Raw genomic sequence first — 16562 nt, forward strand, 5'->3', positions numbered from 1 at the left:
GGCCGTATACCATTCATTGATTTTTAGATTTCAAACAAAAACTATTGTAAACCGCTTTCACTTGGTTTATAATAAAGCTAAACCGGTTTATGAAAACGCTTTTGAACTAAATCGATTTAGTACGAGAGAGGGATCCCTTTTGAAAAAAGTAACGATGGCCGATGTCGCGAAATTGGCCAACGTTTCGAAAAGCACCGTGTCACAATACTTAAATAAGCGCTATGAGTATATGAGCGAGGAGACGAGAAAACGCATCGCCGAGGCGATTGAAGAGCTTGGGTATCAGCCGAACATCATCGCCCGCAGTTTGAAGCAAAAGACGACAGCGACCATTGGCGTGATTGTTTTTAATATGCTTCATATGATGACAACGCAAGTGCTGCACGCCATTGAAGAGGAATGCCAAAAGCGCGGGTTTCAAGTCATTGTCTGCAATTCCGGCGATGATCCGGATAAGGAAAAAACATATGTTGATACGCTGCTGGCGAAGCAAGTGGACGGGTTGATCGTGTTTCCAACAGGGAAGAACGAGGACGTCTACCTCCGTCTTGTCGAGGAACGGTTTCCGCTTGTGTTTGTCGACCGGATGGTGCCGGGAGTGGAGGCGGACAGCGTGCTGCTTGATAATGCAGGTGCAGCGGAAATGGCGGTTCAGTATTTCGCTTCCCAGGGCCGCGATCGGATTGCGATTGTCACCCCTCCGCTTGTCCCTTACAACGTGCCGCGGATGGAGCGGTTGGAAGGGTTTCGGGCGGCCATGGAGAAAAGGGGATTTGAAGTCGGCGATCAAAACGTCATCGCCGCTGAACCTGCCGCGCTGCCTAGGGAGCTGAAGAAGCGGTTCGTGGAACCGAAGCGGCCTAATGCCTTGTTTGCGATCAACGACTTGACGTTGATGGGGGTTTTGCGGTTTGTGAAAGACGCAGGGGTTCGTGTGCCGGATGAGGTGGCGATCATCAACATCGATGATGTACCGTTTGCCGACATTTACACGCCGGCGCTGACAACCATCGCCCAGCCGACGTTTGCGATGGGGAAAAAAGCAGCTGAGCGCGTGTTTGAACAAATGAAAGCGAAAAAAGCCGACGGTCCGCGCGTATTTCGTTTCTCCCCGACATTGATGGAACGGACATCGATCAGGCGGGGGAAGGAATGAAGAAGGGAGGAGAAACGATGGCGATTCATGAGGACGTCGTCATTGGAATTGATATTGGAACGACAAGCACAAAAGCGGTTGTGTTTGACGGGCGGGGGAAGGTGCTGGCTTCTCACGCTGTCGACTATCCGATCATCCAGCCGCATCCGGGGTTTGCCGAGCAGGATCCCGATGAACTGTTCGCGGCGGTCGTTCAAGCGGTCGGGGCGGTGACGATCCGCCATGGCATCTGCCCAGAACAGGTGAAAGCGATGGGTTTGAGTGCGGCGATGCACTCGATTATGGCGCTTGACGAGTCGGGCCGGCCGCTCACCCGCCTCCTCATCTGGGCGGACAACCGAAGCGTGGCTCAAACGGAGCGGCTGTGGAAAGAGCAAAACGGGCTTGCCATTTACCGGCGGACGGGGACGCCGATCCATCCGATGTCGCCGCTATCGAAATTGCTTTGGCTCAAGGAGGAGCAGCCAGACGTATTTCAGCAAGCACGGCGGTTTGTGTCGGTGAAAGATTACGTGTTGCACCGTCTGTATGGCGACTATGTCGCTGACCATTCCATGGCATCGGCGACCGGTTTATTCCGATTGGAAACGCTCGATTGGGACGAGGAGGCGCTCGCCCTTGTCGGCATCCGCCGCGACCAGCTGCCGCGGCTCGTTCCCGCCACGCATATTATGACTGGCATGAAAAGAGAATGGGCGGAAAAAATGGGAGTCGCTCCGGATGTGCCTGTTGTCATTGGGGCGAGCGACGGCGTGCTCGCCAATGTCGGTGTCGGGGCGGTGCTTCCGGGGGAAGCAGCGATTACAATCGGGACGAGCGGGGCGGTGCGGACGATTGCGGCAAAACCGACGACCGACGAAAAAGGGCGGACGTTTTGTTATGCGTTGACGCCTGGCTATTGGGTCGTTGGCGGGCCGACGAACAACGGCGGCATTTTGCTTCGCTGGCTGCGCGACGAGTTCGGCGCCCACGAGCGGGAAGTGGCGAAAAAGCTCGGCATCGATCCATATGAGTTGTTGACGAAATACGCGGAACGCGTCCCGCCGGGGGCGGAAGGGCTTGTGTTTTTGCCGTTTTTGTCGGGTGAGCGGGCGCCGTACTGGAATGCGAACGCGCGCGGAACGTTTTTTGGCCTTGGCCTTCATCATAAGCGCGAGCATTTCATCCGTGCTGTCATGGAAGGCGTCTGCTTCAGCATTCTCTCGGTCGCTTTAGCCATTCGCGATGTCACGGGGCCGATGTCGGAAATCCGCGTCTCGGGCGGATTCGCCAAGTCGCCGTTTTGGCGGCAAATGCTTTCTGATATGCTCGGCAAACCGCTCATCGTGCCGCAGACGCACGAGGCGTCGGCGCTGGGGGCGGCTGCGGTGGCGCTTTACGCGTTAGGCGAGCTGCCGTCGCTGGAAACGGTGAAAACGTGGATCGACACAACGGCCCGCCATGAGCCGAAGGAAGAACATACGCTCATTTACGCTGAACTGTTTGATTTGTATGCCCGCTTGTATGAGCGATTGAAAGAGGAATTTGACATCATCGCTGCGTTTCAGCGGCGGAGTGGGTAAAGGGAGGAAGACTAAATCGATTTAGCTGGCTATGATCGGGCGCTAAATCGATTTAGCCCTTTCCTTCAAAGAACTGAAAACGTTTGCTTTGTTCACTAAATCGATTTATCTCAAAGATAAAGGGGGAGCTTGTGATGGAAATCGCCATTGTTGTTGCTGCTATTATCGTGTTATTATTGCTCATTAGCTTGTGCAGCATAAAGAAGCACGTGAGCTTCCTGGCTTTGGCAATACGCTGTTTACAATTTTGCTTCCGGTCATTTTGATGTTGATTGCCTCTGTGGCAAACGTGACGCTTGATCAAAAGTCAGAAGCGGCGAAAGTGTTGCGCTTTATCGGCGACCCGATTGTTGCGCTCTTGATCGCGACGGTTTATTCGTTCTTCAGCTTAGGCTACGCCCGCGGCTTCAACCGCGACGCTGTCTTGAAATTTGCCAACGACTGCCTCGGCCCGGTCGCGAACATCCTGCTTGTCATCGGGGCGGGCGGCGCATTCAACAAAGTGCTGCTTGATTCCGGCATCGGCGAACAAATCGCGGAAGTGGCGAAACACTCGCACTTCTCTCCGCTCCTGTTAGGCTGGGGCATTGCGGCGCTCATTCGCGTTGCGACGGGATCGGCGACCGTCTCGATGATGACCGCTGCCGGCATCGTTGCCCCCATCGCGGCTACCATGCCGGGAACGAATATGGAACTGCTTGTCTTGGCGACCGGCGCGGGTTCGTTGATCTTGTCGCACGTCAATGACTCCGGCTTCTGGATGATCAAAGAATATTTCGGCATGACGGTGAAAGAAACGCTCATGACATGGACAGTCATGGAAACGATTATTTCGGTGGTGGCGTTTGTCTTCATTTTGTTATTGAATATGGTTCTCTAGCCTTTTCCAGGCAAGACGCTCGTTTTTAGAAGAACGGGCGTCTTATTTTTATATGTTCTTTTGTTATATCTTATATTATAATTATGTAATAAAAAATGACATAAGGAGTGACGCCTGTTGATTTTTGCGAGACGTGCGGAACGAAAAATAAAGCGCGAACTGGATCAGCCTCGACGTGAGGAAACGCAGGGAGGACCGCAACAAATTGCAAGGCAAATTGTTGTGGCGGTTGATCAGCTCAAAGCAGCGATGGAACAGATGAAGATGGCGGCACTTTCGCTGAATGACATTTCCGATTCAAGCCGGAATAGTGCGGCAGAGCTGATGGACCATAGCGAGAAAACGGTGGAGTATACGGAAAAAGTGGCGAACAAAATGCGAACAATCGAGGAGGCGGCTAGGGAAATCGCTGCATCTTCACGTGATATGTATGCGAGCAGCCAGCTGTTTTCCGAACATTGGCTGCATTCATGGAATTCATTGGAGACGTTGCAAAAAGAAATTCGAACACTGCGCTCCCACCATGAAACGTTATTGGAACAAATGGACCATCTCGTTCATCATTCGCGACGCATCAATGAAATTATATCAGCGATCGGCGAGATTTCGCAGAAAACGAAAATTTTGTCGCTCAATGCCAATATTGAGGCGGCTCGTGCGGGAGAACATGGGCGCGGGTTTGCGGTCGTCGCGCGGGAAATCGGCATGTTGGCGAATCAAACGTCGGAAGCTGTCCAGCAAACACAGGATATTTTGTCCCTTATTCAACGTGAAATCGCAGCGACAACCGATATCGTTCACGAAGAAACAAAGCAAATCGATGTCGAAGAGAAAGAAATGGAAGCGATTATGTCGTTCCTTCATTTGCTGCAGCGACAGCTGAATGATATGACGGACCTCGTCTCCTCTTCTGTCCGGTCAGCGTCTGGGCAGTCGGACAGCGTGAAAGAAATCGCCGTTCTCCTAGAAGAAATCGTGCAATTGAGCCGGGAAAATCAACGGTTTGTCGAGCGAGTGACGGCGGATATGAACGAACAGCATGAAAGCGTCGAACAGATTTTACGCATTAATGAAGCGCTGCAAAAGACAGCGGAGGAGCTGCAGCAAACGGTCGGACGTGATTGGATGAGAGAAACGATTTCTGTCGATGATGCGGTCGTGAAAAACACGATTCAGAAACTATCGGCTTTGCTTCAGTCAGCTCCGTTGGAACAAATGGATGAGGCCATGCATCAACGCGTGCTGGATCGATTTTTATCTGAGAATGGAGAGATTGAGGCTGTCTGGTCGAATCGTCTTGATGGGGCGTTTGTCTATTCGAATCCGCCGGCGGGCTTGGTCAACGCCAAAGTCCGGTCGTGGTTTCAGGAAGCTTGTAGAGGAACAGTGTATGTTTCCGATCCGTATGTATCGGCATTGACGAAACATCTTTGCGTCACGGTGTCCGCTCCCATTAGGGATCATAACGGTCAAATTGTCGGGGTCATTGGAGTGGATTTGTCGCTTGTGAAATGAACGCTGCCCCAAAAAGGTGCATGTGTGCCTTTTTGGGGCATGTTTTGTTTTTCGAGCTGGCTGATTGGTCGAAAGATGATTGATAATAAATATAACAAAAATATGTAATAAAATATGACAAATATGTTGAGTCCGTGAAACGTGGGCCTTATACTGCTAATCAAGAACAAATCCTCAACGTGGAGAACATGCATCGCTTTTGAGGAACAAGGGAGGGATGCGCTCTTTTAGATGAACGAGGGGCAGGAATTCATCGATGTTTCAAATGAATAGGGGGAAGGGTGTGCGAATGAAACCAGCATTCATGTGGAAATTATGGCTGCTTTTATGCGTCAGTGTTTTTGCTCTTGGGGGATGTGCGGCGTCATCAGCAGTGGATCAAGCCAAAAACGAGAATCAAAATGATTCATCTTCGGCTGGCAAAGAAGGGGATGTGGTCAAAGTAGGAATCCTTCACTCGTTAAGCGGGACGATGGCCATCAGTGAAGTGTCGCTGCGCGATGCCGAGTTAATGGCCATTGAGGAAATCAATGCATCGGGCGGGCTGCTCGGCAAGAAGATTGAACCGGTTGTGGAAGATGGGGCGTCGGACTGGCCGACGTTTGCCGAAAAGGCGAAAAAATTGCTGCAAAAAGATCAAGTGGCCGCCATTTTTGGCGGTTGGACATCGGCGAGCCGCAAGGCGATGCTTCCGGTTGTGGAGCAAAACAACGGGCTGCTTTGGTATCCGGTGCAATATGAAGGGATGGAGTCGTCTCCGAACATCTTTTACACTGGAGCGACGACGAATCAACAAATCGTTCCAGCGGTCAGCTGGCTCTTGAAAAACCGCGGCAAGACGTTTTTCTTGCTTGGATCGGATTACGTCTTTCCGCGGACAGCGAACAAAATCATCAAGGCCCAGTTGAAGGCCGAAGGTGGGCAAGTGGTCGGGGAAGAATATACGCCGCTCGGCCATACCGATTATAGCACCATTATCAGCAAAATCAAACAAGTGAAACCGGCTGTCGTCTTCAATACGCTCAACGGCGATAGCAATGTCGCCTTTTTTAAACAGTTGAAAGACGCTGGCATCACACCGAAAGACGTGACGGTGATGTCCGTCAGTATCGCGGAAGAAGAAATACGCGGGATCGGGCCGGATGTGTTGGCTGGTCACTTGGCTGTGTGGAACTATTTTCAGACGACCGATACACCGGAAAATAAGGCGTTTGTACAAAAGTATAAAGAAAAGTACGGGCAAGACCGCGTGACCGATGATCCGATTGAAGCGGCGTATACAGCCGTTCATTTATGGGCCGAAGCAGTGAAAAAAGCCGGCTCCTTTGATGTGGATCAAGTGAAAAAAGCGGCGGCCGGCCTTGAATACAAGGCGCCGGAAGGAACGGTGAAAATTGACGGGGAAACGCAGCATTTATGGAAAACGGTGCGCATTGGTGAAATCCAAGCGGACGGACAATTCAAAGAGTTATGGAATTCCGGTCAGCCGGTGAAGCCGGATCCGTATTTAAAAAGCTACCCATGGGGGAAAGGATTAAGTGAATAGTTGCATGGGGAGGAAGGCATGTCCTTCCTTCTCGCCCAGCGGACATGAGAGGGGGGACGGCGATGTTTATTGACCAATTATTCAACGGGCTGAGCGTCGGTTCGATTTTGCTTTTGATCGCCATTGGGTTGGCGATCACCTTTGGATTGATGGGCGTCATCAATATGGCGCACGGTGAACTGATGATGGTCGGAGCGTATACGACCTATGTCATCCAGCAATGGTTCACTAGCCATATGCCGCACTCGGCAGGGCTGTATTTTGTCGCCGCCATTCCATTGTCATTTTTGGCAGCCGCTCTGCTTGGATGGGGGCTGGAAAAAAGTTTGATCCGCCATTTGTATCGCCGTCCGTTGGACAGTTTGTTGGCTACATGGGGGATCAGTTTGATTTTGCAACAGACCGCCCGTCTCATCTTTGGGGCGCCCAACGTGGCGGTTGTGCCGCCAAGCTGGCTGGATGGCGGAATCCGCTTGTTTGGGGCAGTGTTTCCGTATAAACGGTTGTTTATTCTTTGCCTTGTGTTGGCGATCGTTTTCTTTCTCTATATGTATTTAATGAAAACACGAGCTGGCCGACGCATTCAGGCTGTCACCATGAACCGGTCGATGGCAGCCTGCCTCGGCATTGCCACGCAGAAAGTTGATGCATACTCGTTTGCGATCGGTTCAGGATTGGCGGGGGTGGCGGGATGTGCGTTGACCTTGCTTGGGCCGATTGGGCCGACGATCGGCACGTACTATATTGTCGATGCGTTTATGGTCGTCATTTTAGGGGGAGTGGGAAAACTGGCTGGGACGATGCTGGGAGCGTTTGGCATTGGTTTGATTTCGACGTTCGTCGAATATTCCACAAGCGCCACCATCGCCAAAGTCATTGTGTTCGTTCTCATTATTGCGTTCTTGCAATGGAAACCGTCCGGTCTTCTTAGCGTGAGAACGCGGTCGCTCGATTGAGGGGAGGGAGCATCGTGAACAAACGTTGGGGATACTGGCTGTTTTTCGCCGCTTTGTTTTTGGCGCCATTTTATTTAACGGAGTTTCGCCTGTCTTTGCTTGGCAAATTTCTTTGCTTTGCCATCGTGGCGGTCGGCATTTCTCTCATTTGGGGCTATACCGGCATTTTGAGCCTCGGCCATGGGGTGTATTTTGGATTGGGTGCTTATTGCATGGCGATGTATTTGAAGCTCGAAGCTTCGCAAGGGCATTTGCCTGATTTTATGGAATGGAGCGGCGTGCGCGAACTGCCGTGGTTTTGGAAGCCGTTTGCGCATCCGATGGTGGCCATCGCCGCCGCGATCGCTCTTCCTACGTTGCTCGCTGCGCTATTAAGCTATTTCACGTTTAAAAATCGGATTCAAGGCGTCTATTTTTCTCTCCTTTCCCAGGCGGTTGTTGTCGTGTTTGTTACGTTGTTTATCGGCAAGCAAGAATGGACGGGTGGAACGAACGGCTTGACCAATTTTTCGACCGTGTTTGGTTTTTCGCTGTCATCGCCGCTCACCCAAATCGTTTTGTATTGGCTGACAACGGCCTGTCTCGCTCTCATTTTCGTCGCGGCGCGCCGCTTGACGTCCGGACGGTTGGGGAAGGTGCTCATCGCGATTCGCGACGCGGAAAACCGAGTTCGTTTTTTAGGATTCAATCCGACCGTCTATAAAGTGTTTGTGTATAGTTTGTCAGCCGCCTTTGCCGGAGTGGCTGGGGCGTTGTTTGTCCTGCAAGTCGGGCTCATTTCCCCGGAGATGATGGGGATTATTCCTTCGATCGAAATGGTGTTATGGGCCGCTGTCGGCGGACGCCAATCGCTCATGGGCGCGATTATGGGCGCGATTGTCATGAACACGGCGAAAAGCTTTTTAAGCGAAAATTATCCGGATCTATGGCTGCTTTTGTTAGGCGCCTTGTTTGTCGTTGTTGTGCTGTTTGTTCCGAAAGGATTGGCGGGCATTTATGAATCGCTCGCTGCCGTTCGCATCAAAGCAAAAAGGGGGCATGAACGTGAAGCCCGTGTTGATGTGTCGTGACGTCGTCGTTGACTTCGATGGATTTCGTGCTTTGCAAGGTGTTGATCTCGCGGTTTACCCTCATGAAGTGCGGTTTTTGATCGGCCCGAACGGAGCGGGAAAAACGACGCTGCTCGATGTCATTTGCGGGCGGACGAGAGCGACGGACGGCCGAGTGCTGTTTTTCTCCCATGACATCACGCAACGGCCGGAATACGAGATCGTGCAAATAGGCATCGCCCGGAAGTTTCAAAGCCCTTCCATTTTTCCGTTTTTGACGGTATGGGAAAATATGGAGTTAGCCATGCGACAAGATCGGCGTCTGCGTTCCGTTTTGCGGGCGAAGTTGACCGGAGAAGAGAAAGAAATGATGGCAGCACAGCTAGAGAAAATTGGATTGCTCGATGAACGTCATCGCTTAGCGGGCTCACTGTCTCATGGCCAAAAGCAGTGGTTGGAAATCGGCATGCAGCTCATTCAGCGTCCGCAGCTCCTCCTATTGGATGAGCCGATCGCCGGCATGAGTGCGGCGGAGCGGGAGCGCACGGGGGAATGGCTCCATGAAATGGCCGAACATTGTGCGGTCATTATTGTCGAGCATGATATGGACTTTGTCCGCCGCTATTCCAAACAAGTGACAGTCATGCATGAAGGAAAAGTATTGTGCGAAGGCTCGATGGATGAAGTGCAGCAAAACGAACAAGTGATCGATGTGTACCTTGGAAGGGGGAAAAACGCGTGCTGCGCCTCCGGGATGTAACGGCTGGCTATGACGGAAGTGTGGTGCTCGATCATGTTGACATGGATGTTCCTCTTGGCCGGGTGACGGCGGTGTTGGGCAGAAACGGAGTCGGCAAAACGACGTTGATGAAAACGATCATCGGGTTGATTCGCCCGATGTCAGGCGTCGTCGAATGGGAGGGGGAAGATATCACGCGATGGCCGCCGGAGCGGCGGGCGCGAGCGGGGATCGGCTATGTGCCGCAAGGGAGGGAAATTTTCTCCGCGCTGACAGTGGAAGAAAATATCCTTCTCGGGTTGGAAGCGCAGGCCGAGAACGTCCGTCCTCAGCCGATCCTTGAGGAAATGTATGCATTATTTCCAGTCCTAAAAGAGATGCGCCAGCGAAAAGGAGGGGATTTAAGCGGTGGACAGCAGCAACAGCTGGCCATCGCCCGCGCGTTGGCCGGCCGGCCGAAACTGCTCTTGCTTGATGAACCGATGGAAGGCATTCAGCCATCGATCGTTGAGTTGATTCATGATGTGATTATGAAAATCGCCGAAGAAAAACAGGTTGGCATCGTATTGGTCGAACATAACGTGGAGCTGGCGTTTTCTTGTGCCGATCGTTTCTATATTTTGGATCGCGGCACTGTCGTGGCGAAGGGGGATGTCGATGGGGCTGATTTGACTTATATTCAATCATTTCTTGCTGTTTAAGCCACAGGCCGCGGGTTAGCGATGAGAGATTTCTTGAACCTGCGAGTATAGGTGGGAGCATTCAAGAGGGGGAGAGATGAGTGAAACTGACTCCGCGCGAACAGGAAAAGCTGTTGATCGTCGTGGCCGCCGATTTGGCGCGCCGCCGGAAAGAACGAGGATTGAAACTGAATTATCCGGAAGCGGTGGCGCTCATTACGTATGAGCTGTTGGAAGGCGCCCGCGACGGGCGGACGGTGGCGGAGTTGATGCAATACGGCGCGACGATTTTGACACGCGATGATGTGATGGAAGGCGTCGCTGACATGATCGACGAGATTCAAGTCGAGGCGACGTTTCCGGACGGCACGAAACTCGTCACTGTCCACCAGCCGATCCGGTCGTAACGGCGCTGGACGATTTCATGACTGCGGACAGAGGAGTGATGATATGATCCCAGGAGAATACCGATTGCGTGAGGAACCGATTGTGTGCAATCGACAAAAATCGGCCACGAAACTGACGGTTGTAAACCGCGGCGACCGCCCGGTGCAGGTTGGTTCCCATTTTCACTTTTTTGAAGTCAACGCATTTCTTGAATTTGACCGGCAGGCGGCGTACGGAAAACATTTGAACATTCCAGCCGGGACAGCGGTTCGTTTTGAGCCCGGAGATGCGAAGCAAGTAGAGCTTGTTCCGTTCTCCGGCGAGCGCCGGGTGTACGGATTAAACAATATGGTCAACGGTCCGCTTGATGGCAGCAAGAAGGGAGAGTAAGAGAATGAGTTTTTCCATGTCAAGACGGCAATACGCGGATATGTTTGGGCCGACGACTGGGGACTGCATCCGGTTGGCGGATACGGACTTATGGGTTGAAATTGAGCATGACTATACGGTTTACGGCGATGAAGTGAAATTCGGCGGTGGGAAGGTGATTCGCGACGGGATGGGGCAACATCCGCTCGCAACCCGCGACGAAGCGGTCGATTTAGTGCTGACGAATGCCGTCATCGTTGATTACACCGGCATTTACAAAGCCGATATCGGGATCAAAGATGGAAACATCGCCGCCATCGGCAAGGCTGGGAATCCGCTGTTAATGGATGGCGTCAATATTGTCATCGGCGCCTCAACGGAAGTGATCGCGGCGGAAGGAAAAATCGTGACAGCCGGCGGGGTCGACGCCCATATCCATTTCATTTGCCCGCAGCAAATCGAAACTGCTCTATCATCGGGCATTACGACGATGATCGGCGGCGGGACCGGGCCGGCGACCGGAACGAATGCCACGACGTGCACGCCGGGAGAGTGGAACATTTACCGGATGCTTGAAGCCGCCGAAGCGTTCCCGATGAATATCGGTTTTTTAGGAAAAGGCAACGCATCGGCGAAAGAGCCGATCGCTGAGCAAGTCCGCGCCGGAGCGATTGGACTCAAACTTCATGAAGACTGGGGAACGACGGCGGCGGCGATTGATGCGTGCTTGCGAGTGGCGGATGAGTACGATGTGCAAGTCGCCATTCATACCGATACATTGAATGAAGGCGGGTTTGTCGAGCATACACTGAAGGCCATTAACGGGCGCGTCATTCATACATACCATACGGAAGGAGCCGGAGGGGGGCATGCGCCCGATATTATGAAAGTCGCCAGCTTCCCGAACATTTTGCCTTCTTCCACGAATCCGACGCGGCCGTATACGAAAAACACGCTTGATGAGCATTTAGATATGTTAATGGTGTGCCATCATTTAGATCCGTCCGTTCCGGAAGACATTGCCTTTGCCGATTCGCGCATCCGCAAAGAAACGATTGCTGCTGAAGATATTTTGCACGACATCGGCGCGTTCAGCATGATCAGTTCCGACTCGCAAGCGATGGGGCGCGTCGGTGAAGTCATTTTACGCACGTGGCAAACGGCCGACAAAATGAAAAAACAGTTTGGCCGCTTGCCGGAGGAAACGGGGCGGGGCGATAATGTTCGCGTCAAACGGTATGTAGCCAAATACACGATCAATCCAGCCATTACGCATGGGATTGCCGAATATGTCGGCTCGGTGGAAGTCGGAAAATTCGCGGATTTGGTCGTTTGGCATCCCGCTTTTTTCGGGGTCAAGCCTGAGCTCGTCATCAAAGGCGGGATGATCGCCTACAGCGTGATGGGCGACCCGAACGCCAGCATTCCGACGCCGCAACCCGCGCTGTACCGCCCGATGTTCGCCAGCTATGGCGCCGCCATCGCGAAAACGTCCATCACCTTTTTATCCAAAGCGGCGTTCGAGCGCGGCATTCCGGACAAGCTGGGGCTGCACAAAATCGTCAAGCCGGTTGGAAACATTCGCTCTTTGACTAAACACGATATGGTATTCAACAACGCCATGCCCCAAATCGATGTCGATCCGCAGACGTATGAAGTGAAGGTCGACGGGCGGCTCATTACGTGCGAGCCGGCCGAAGTGGTGGCCATGGCGCAACGATATTTTCTTTTTTGAGGTGATGATGATGATTATTGAAACGATTATCGGCAATATTCAAACCCTCCCTTCTCTCCCCCCGCACATCGAACGGGTGTACATGGCAAGCGACGATTTAGTGAAACGAATCCAGCGGGTCGTGACCGATCACGGGCGGGAACTTGGCATTCGCCTAAAGGAAGCTAAAGAATTGGCGGATGGAGATGTATTGTGGATGGATGACCATAACGCGATCGTTGTTTCCGTTCTTCCCGAGGATTTGCTTGTTATAAAGCCGGTTTCGTTGAAACAAATGGGGGAGATCGCTCATCAGCTCGGCAACCGCCATTTGCCCGCCCAATTCGAGGAAGGGGAAATGCTCGTCCAATATGACTATTTAGTCGAAGAGCTGCTTCAGCAGCTCGCCATCCCGTACAAGCGGGAAAAACGGAAAGTAAAACAAGCGTTTCGCCATATCGGCCACCGCCATGACTGACCAACAGCTGTTGTGGCTGCTGCAGCTCTCAGATTCGAATTTTCCGTCTGGAGCATTTTCCCATTCCTTTGGGTTTGAAACATACATGTACAATGAACAAATTTGCGATGCCAAAACGTTTCGTGAAGCGCTTGTCGTTTATATCCAGACCCAGCTGACGTATACGGATGGATTAGCGTGCCGGATCGCCTATGAGCAGTTGGAAGCCAACAGCATGGAAGGACTGCAGCGGCTGAACGAAACGCTGTTTGCCCTCTGCCTGGCGAAGGAAACGCGAGAAGGAACGAGAATGATCGGGGAGCGCTTATGGAAACTGTGCCGCCACATTTATTCGGTCGATGAACTCGATGAGATCGTGCAAACGAAGCAGTCCATTCATCCGGCCATCGTGTTTGCGGCGGTTGGCCGCAAAATCGAAGCGTCGAAGCGAACGACCGTGTTGACATATTTATTTACCGCCGTGCAAACGATGGTGCAAAACGCGGTCCGAGGCATTCCCCTCGGCCAAACGGACGGGCAAAAGCTGCTCGTCATGGTGCAGCCATATTTGATTCATGCCGCAAGCATCATCGAGGCGCTCGACGAAGAGGAGCTTGGGACGGCAGCCGTTGGTCTGGAAATCGCGCAAATGCAACATGAACGCCTTCCCGTCCGGTTGTTTATGTCGTAATGTTGGACAAACAAAACAGCGCCTATTTGGGTTTGAATGGAAAACGAAGAAGGGGGAATATCATGATGGAACCCGTACGAATCGGCATTGGCGGCCCGGTCGGCGCCGGCAAAACGATGCTTGTCGAGAAGCTGACGCGGGCGATGCATCGCCGTTTTAGCATTGCGGTCATCACGAACGATATTTATACAAAAGAAGACGCTCAGTTTTTAATCAAACATAGCGTCTTGCCGGAAGATCGGATTATCGGCGTCGAAACGGGCGGATGCCCGCATACGGCCATTCGCGAAGATGCATCAATGAATTTTGCCGCCATCGACGAATTGAAGCGGTGCCATCCAGATGTGGAACTCATTTTTATCGAGAGCGGCGGCGATAACTTGGCGGCGACCTTCAGCCCGGAGTTGGTTGATTTCTCCATTTACGTCATCGACGTCGCCCAAGGGGAGAAAATTCCGCGCAAAGGCGGGCAAGGGATGATTAAGTCGGATTTGCTCGTGATTAATAAGATTGATTTGGCTCCTTACGTCGGCGCCAGCCTGGAAGTGATGGAGCGGGACGCCAAAGCGGCGCGAGGGGCGAAACCGGTCATTTTTACGAATTTAAAAGAAGAGATCGGGCTTTTTGACGTTGTGGATTGGATCGAAAAACAGGTGCTGCTGGCAGGGCTGGAAGAATGAGCTGGACCGGGCGTTTGCAATGTACAGCGTCCTTCAGAAACGGCCGCACCGTCATTTTGGACAGCTATAATGAAGGAGCGCTGAAACTGATGCGCCCTGTTTATCTCGATCCTGCTCATCCGACGTTATATCTTGTCCACGTTGGGGGAGGGTACGTCGATGGAGACCGCTACGAGATCAATATGAAGCTGGAGCCTCACGCTAGACTGATGATGACGACGCAAGCGGCGACAAAAGTGTACAAAACTCCGCATGCGCCTGTTTGGCAATATACGCAATTTTCCTTGGGGGACGAAAGTGTTCTCGAATATTTTCCCGATCCTCTCATTGCCTACGAGCAAGCCCGTTTTATCCAGGAGACGGTCGTCTATATAACAAACCGTTCGACGTTTATGTACGGGGAGATCATCACGCCAGGTTGGGCGGAGAGCGGACAGCTGTTCCGCTACGATTGGATTCGTTCGAAACTGAAGGTGTATCAAGACGAAGTGCTCGTTCTGTTTGATCATCTGTACTTGGATTCGCGGCAGCACTTAATGAGCATGCTGCAGCTTGGCGGCTATACGCATGTCGGATCATTGGTGGCTCTTTCTCCGTTCATCACAAAGGAAGTGTTAGAACAGTTCAACCAATTAATGGAAGAGATGCCGCAAGAGGTTCGCTGCGGTTTTTCAGCGGCGGCCGTTCCAGGCTTTTCTGTACGTATATTGGCGTATGAAACATCGGTCATCGAAGCGATATTCCAACGCGTCCAACAGTTCATTCGCCAACAATGCGGTGAGAAAGCGCCAGTCTGCTGGAGGAAATATTGAGAAGGGAAAGGATGAAGACAATGGGATCGATATGGCCTGTGCTCTTGTTTGGATTGTTGCTAGGAATGAAGCATGCGACGGAACCGGATCACGTCATTGCCGTTTCGACCATTGCCAGCCGGACGAAAAAACTGTCCCTTTCATCGCTGGCCGGCATGTTTTGGGGAATCGGCCATACGTTGACGCTGCTTGTCGTCGGGATGGCGATGATCGCCTTTGAGCGGCAAATTCCTGAACAGATTGCTTCTTATCTTGAAATGGGCGTCGGCATCATGATCGTTATTCTAGGAATTGCTAGTTTCCGTTCGACAATGAGGCTGGATCATCGTCACCAAGGCGATATTCATCATTTGCATGTGAAATCGACATTGATCGGCATCGTCCACGGTTTAGCCGGCAGCGCAGGAATGGTGTTGTTGACGATGACGACGGTCAAAGGAACTTGGATGGCTCTTGCTTTTATTTTGATTTTTGGCCTAGGAACGGTCATCAGCATGATGCTGTTCACGACGTTTCTCGGGATTCCGTTTGTTTGGATGAAAGCGAAACAGCAAGTCATGAATCAATGGATCGTGAAAACCGTCTCCCTCATCAGCATCGCCTATGGGGTCTATTACATGTATCATATCGCCGCCGAAATTTGACGCTCCTCGCGGCTGGCGTCATAGGTGGAGGGTTGTTCAAAACAAAGAAGCACCGGTCTTGGGAGAAGGCCGGTGCTTCTTTTTCGATGCGGCGTCATCATCACCTCGTGTCACACCAGTGGTTTGACCAGCAACAACTCATCTCGAATAGGAATGCCGTCAGGACTTGTTTTCGGAATGCTTGGCTTGATTCGCCGCGCCTTGTCGACAGCGTTGGGAAAGACGTTCACAATTTGATAGCCGCGCTTTTGATAGAAACGAAGGGCATGCAAGTTGTCGTTGGTAGTGATCAGTTGAACAGCCGTGCACCTTTGTTGTCTCGCCCATGCCTCTGCCTCATGCAAAAGGGCGCTGCCGATGCCGCGGTTTTCCATTATGCTGTCTAGCGAGATGATCTCGCATTCGTTTCCGCGAATCACAAACGTAATGAGCCCGATGATCCGCTGTCCATTCTCGACAGCCGCAAATCCATCCAGTTCGCTGCAGTTATAGATGCCGGTCGAGACAACCATTTGCGGACTTCCCCAATGGTTGGTGAAAAACTGGTTGACCATGGCGCGGTTCAATTGTTTGATTGGAACGATGTTCAAAGCATTCCTCCTCCCTCTAGAAATGTTGATTTATCAAGGCTTTTCGGCCCCTCAGGGGTGTCCAAAAAATATTTTTCGACAAAATCCCTTACATCCTTTTTCAGTTTTGTGGATATCTTACAGACCTAGGGTGCG

Annotated in this window: 17 protein-coding genes and 1 pseudogene; 17 read left to right on the forward strand and 1 reads right to left on the reverse strand. The window is 52.0% G+C overall.

All coding sequences use genetic code 11. From position 1 onward, the window contains the following. Positions 1-139: 139 nt before the first annotated feature. The 17 genes and pseudogenes from ACVBDQ_RS07820 to ACVBDQ_RS07900 all read left to right on the forward strand — a co-directional run bounded on the left by ACVBDQ_RS07820 (position 140) and on the right by ACVBDQ_RS07900 (position 15837). Entirely contained in the window at positions 140-1156 is a 1017-nt protein-coding gene (locus ACVBDQ_RS07820) for a LacI family DNA-binding transcriptional regulator (protein WP_446663151.1), read from the forward strand. 17 nt (positions 1157-1173) lie between these two features. Beyond that, on the forward strand, positions 1174-2718 hold the full coding sequence (gene gntK / locus ACVBDQ_RS07825) for a gluconokinase (protein ID WP_446663152.1): 1545 nt from the start codon (positions 1174-1176) through the stop codon (positions 2716-2718). 208 nt (positions 2719-2926) lie between these two features. After that, positions 2927-3598 (forward strand): annotated as a pseudogene (locus tag ACVBDQ_RS07830) (GntT/GntP/DsdX family permease); the annotation flags it as partial. A gap of 117 nt (positions 3599-3715) precedes the next feature. Beyond that, positions 3716-5113, forward strand: a complete 1398-nt coding sequence (locus ACVBDQ_RS07835) for a methyl-accepting chemotaxis protein (RefSeq protein ID WP_446663153.1) — start codon at positions 3716-3718, stop codon at positions 5111-5113. Positions 5114-5402: 289 nt separating this feature from the next. After that, positions 5403-6659, forward strand: coding sequence for an urea ABC transporter substrate-binding protein (gene urtA / locus ACVBDQ_RS07840; protein WP_025039014.1), 1257 nt, complete (start codon positions 5403-5405; stop codon positions 6657-6659). A gap of 62 nt (positions 6660-6721) precedes the next feature. Then, positions 6722-7615, forward strand: coding sequence for an urea ABC transporter permease subunit UrtB (gene urtB, locus ACVBDQ_RS07845; protein WP_318549970.1), 894 nt, complete (start codon positions 6722-6724; stop codon positions 7613-7615). A gap of 11 nt (positions 7616-7626) precedes the next feature. Then, positions 7627-8685: an urea ABC transporter permease subunit UrtC gene (gene urtC / locus ACVBDQ_RS07850; protein ID WP_025039016.1), complete on the forward strand. Its 1059-nt coding sequence runs from the start codon at positions 7627-7629 to the stop codon at positions 8683-8685. Next, complete coding sequence (gene urtD / locus ACVBDQ_RS07855) at positions 8660-9424, forward strand: urea ABC transporter ATP-binding protein UrtD (RefSeq protein WP_015375021.1); 765 nt, start codon at positions 8660-8662, stop codon at positions 9422-9424. Before urtC ends, urtD begins: the two co-directional genes overlap by 26 nt. Then, complete coding sequence (gene urtE, locus ACVBDQ_RS07860) at positions 9403-10104, forward strand: urea ABC transporter ATP-binding subunit UrtE (protein WP_025039017.1); 702 nt, start codon at positions 9403-9405, stop codon at positions 10102-10104. The genes urtD and urtE overlap by 22 nt, the downstream gene beginning before the upstream one ends. An 80-nt stretch (positions 10105-10184) precedes the next feature. Next, entirely contained in the window at positions 10185-10490 is a 306-nt protein-coding gene (locus tag ACVBDQ_RS07865; protein WP_011231418.1) for an urease subunit gamma, read from the forward strand. A 43-nt stretch (positions 10491-10533) separates the two neighbouring features. Next, the gene (locus ACVBDQ_RS07870; RefSeq protein ID WP_021321540.1) at positions 10534-10860 is read left to right on the forward strand and encodes an urease subunit beta; all 327 of its coding nucleotides are present in this window, start codon (positions 10534-10536) and stop codon (positions 10858-10860) included. Positions 10861-10864: 4 nt separating this feature from the next. Continuing rightward, positions 10865-12574, forward strand: coding sequence for an urease subunit alpha (ureC, locus tag ACVBDQ_RS07875; RefSeq protein ID WP_023633743.1), 1710 nt, complete (start codon positions 10865-10867; stop codon positions 12572-12574). A 10-nt stretch (positions 12575-12584) separates the two neighbouring features. Beyond that, positions 12585-13031 carry an urease accessory protein UreE gene (gene ureE, locus ACVBDQ_RS07880; RefSeq protein WP_021321542.1) on the forward strand — a complete coding sequence of 149 codons (447 nt, stop codon included), beginning with the start codon at positions 12585-12587 and terminating at the stop codon, positions 13029-13031. Then, positions 13024-13701, forward strand: a complete 678-nt coding sequence (locus ACVBDQ_RS07885; protein ID WP_021321543.1) for an urease accessory protein UreF — start codon at positions 13024-13026, stop codon at positions 13699-13701. The genes ureE and ACVBDQ_RS07885 overlap by 8 nt, the downstream gene beginning before the upstream one ends. 65 nt (positions 13702-13766) lie before the next feature. Further along, the gene (ureG, locus tag ACVBDQ_RS07890) at positions 13767-14381 is read left to right on the forward strand and encodes an urease accessory protein UreG (protein ID WP_025039018.1); all 615 of its coding nucleotides are present in this window, start codon (positions 13767-13769) and stop codon (positions 14379-14381) included. Next, the gene (locus tag ACVBDQ_RS07895) at positions 14378-15193 is read left to right on the forward strand and encodes an urease accessory protein UreD (RefSeq protein WP_446663154.1); all 816 of its coding nucleotides are present in this window, start codon (positions 14378-14380) and stop codon (positions 15191-15193) included. The genes ureG and ACVBDQ_RS07895 overlap by 4 nt, the downstream gene beginning before the upstream one ends. 20 nt (positions 15194-15213) lie before the next feature. Continuing rightward, positions 15214-15837, forward strand: a complete 624-nt coding sequence (locus ACVBDQ_RS07900; protein ID WP_081133155.1) for an urease accessory protein UreH — start codon at positions 15214-15216, stop codon at positions 15835-15837. A 110-nt stretch (positions 15838-15947) separates the two neighbouring features. Here the strand turns inward: ACVBDQ_RS07900 and ACVBDQ_RS07905 are convergent, their stop codons facing one another. Continuing rightward, positions 15948-16427, reverse strand: a complete 480-nt coding sequence (locus tag ACVBDQ_RS07905; RefSeq protein ID WP_318549961.1) for a GNAT family N-acetyltransferase — start codon at positions 16425-16427, stop codon at positions 15948-15950. Positions 16428-16562: the final 135 nt, after the last annotated feature.

It is taken from the genome of Geobacillus sp. CCR (assembly GCF_052906625.1).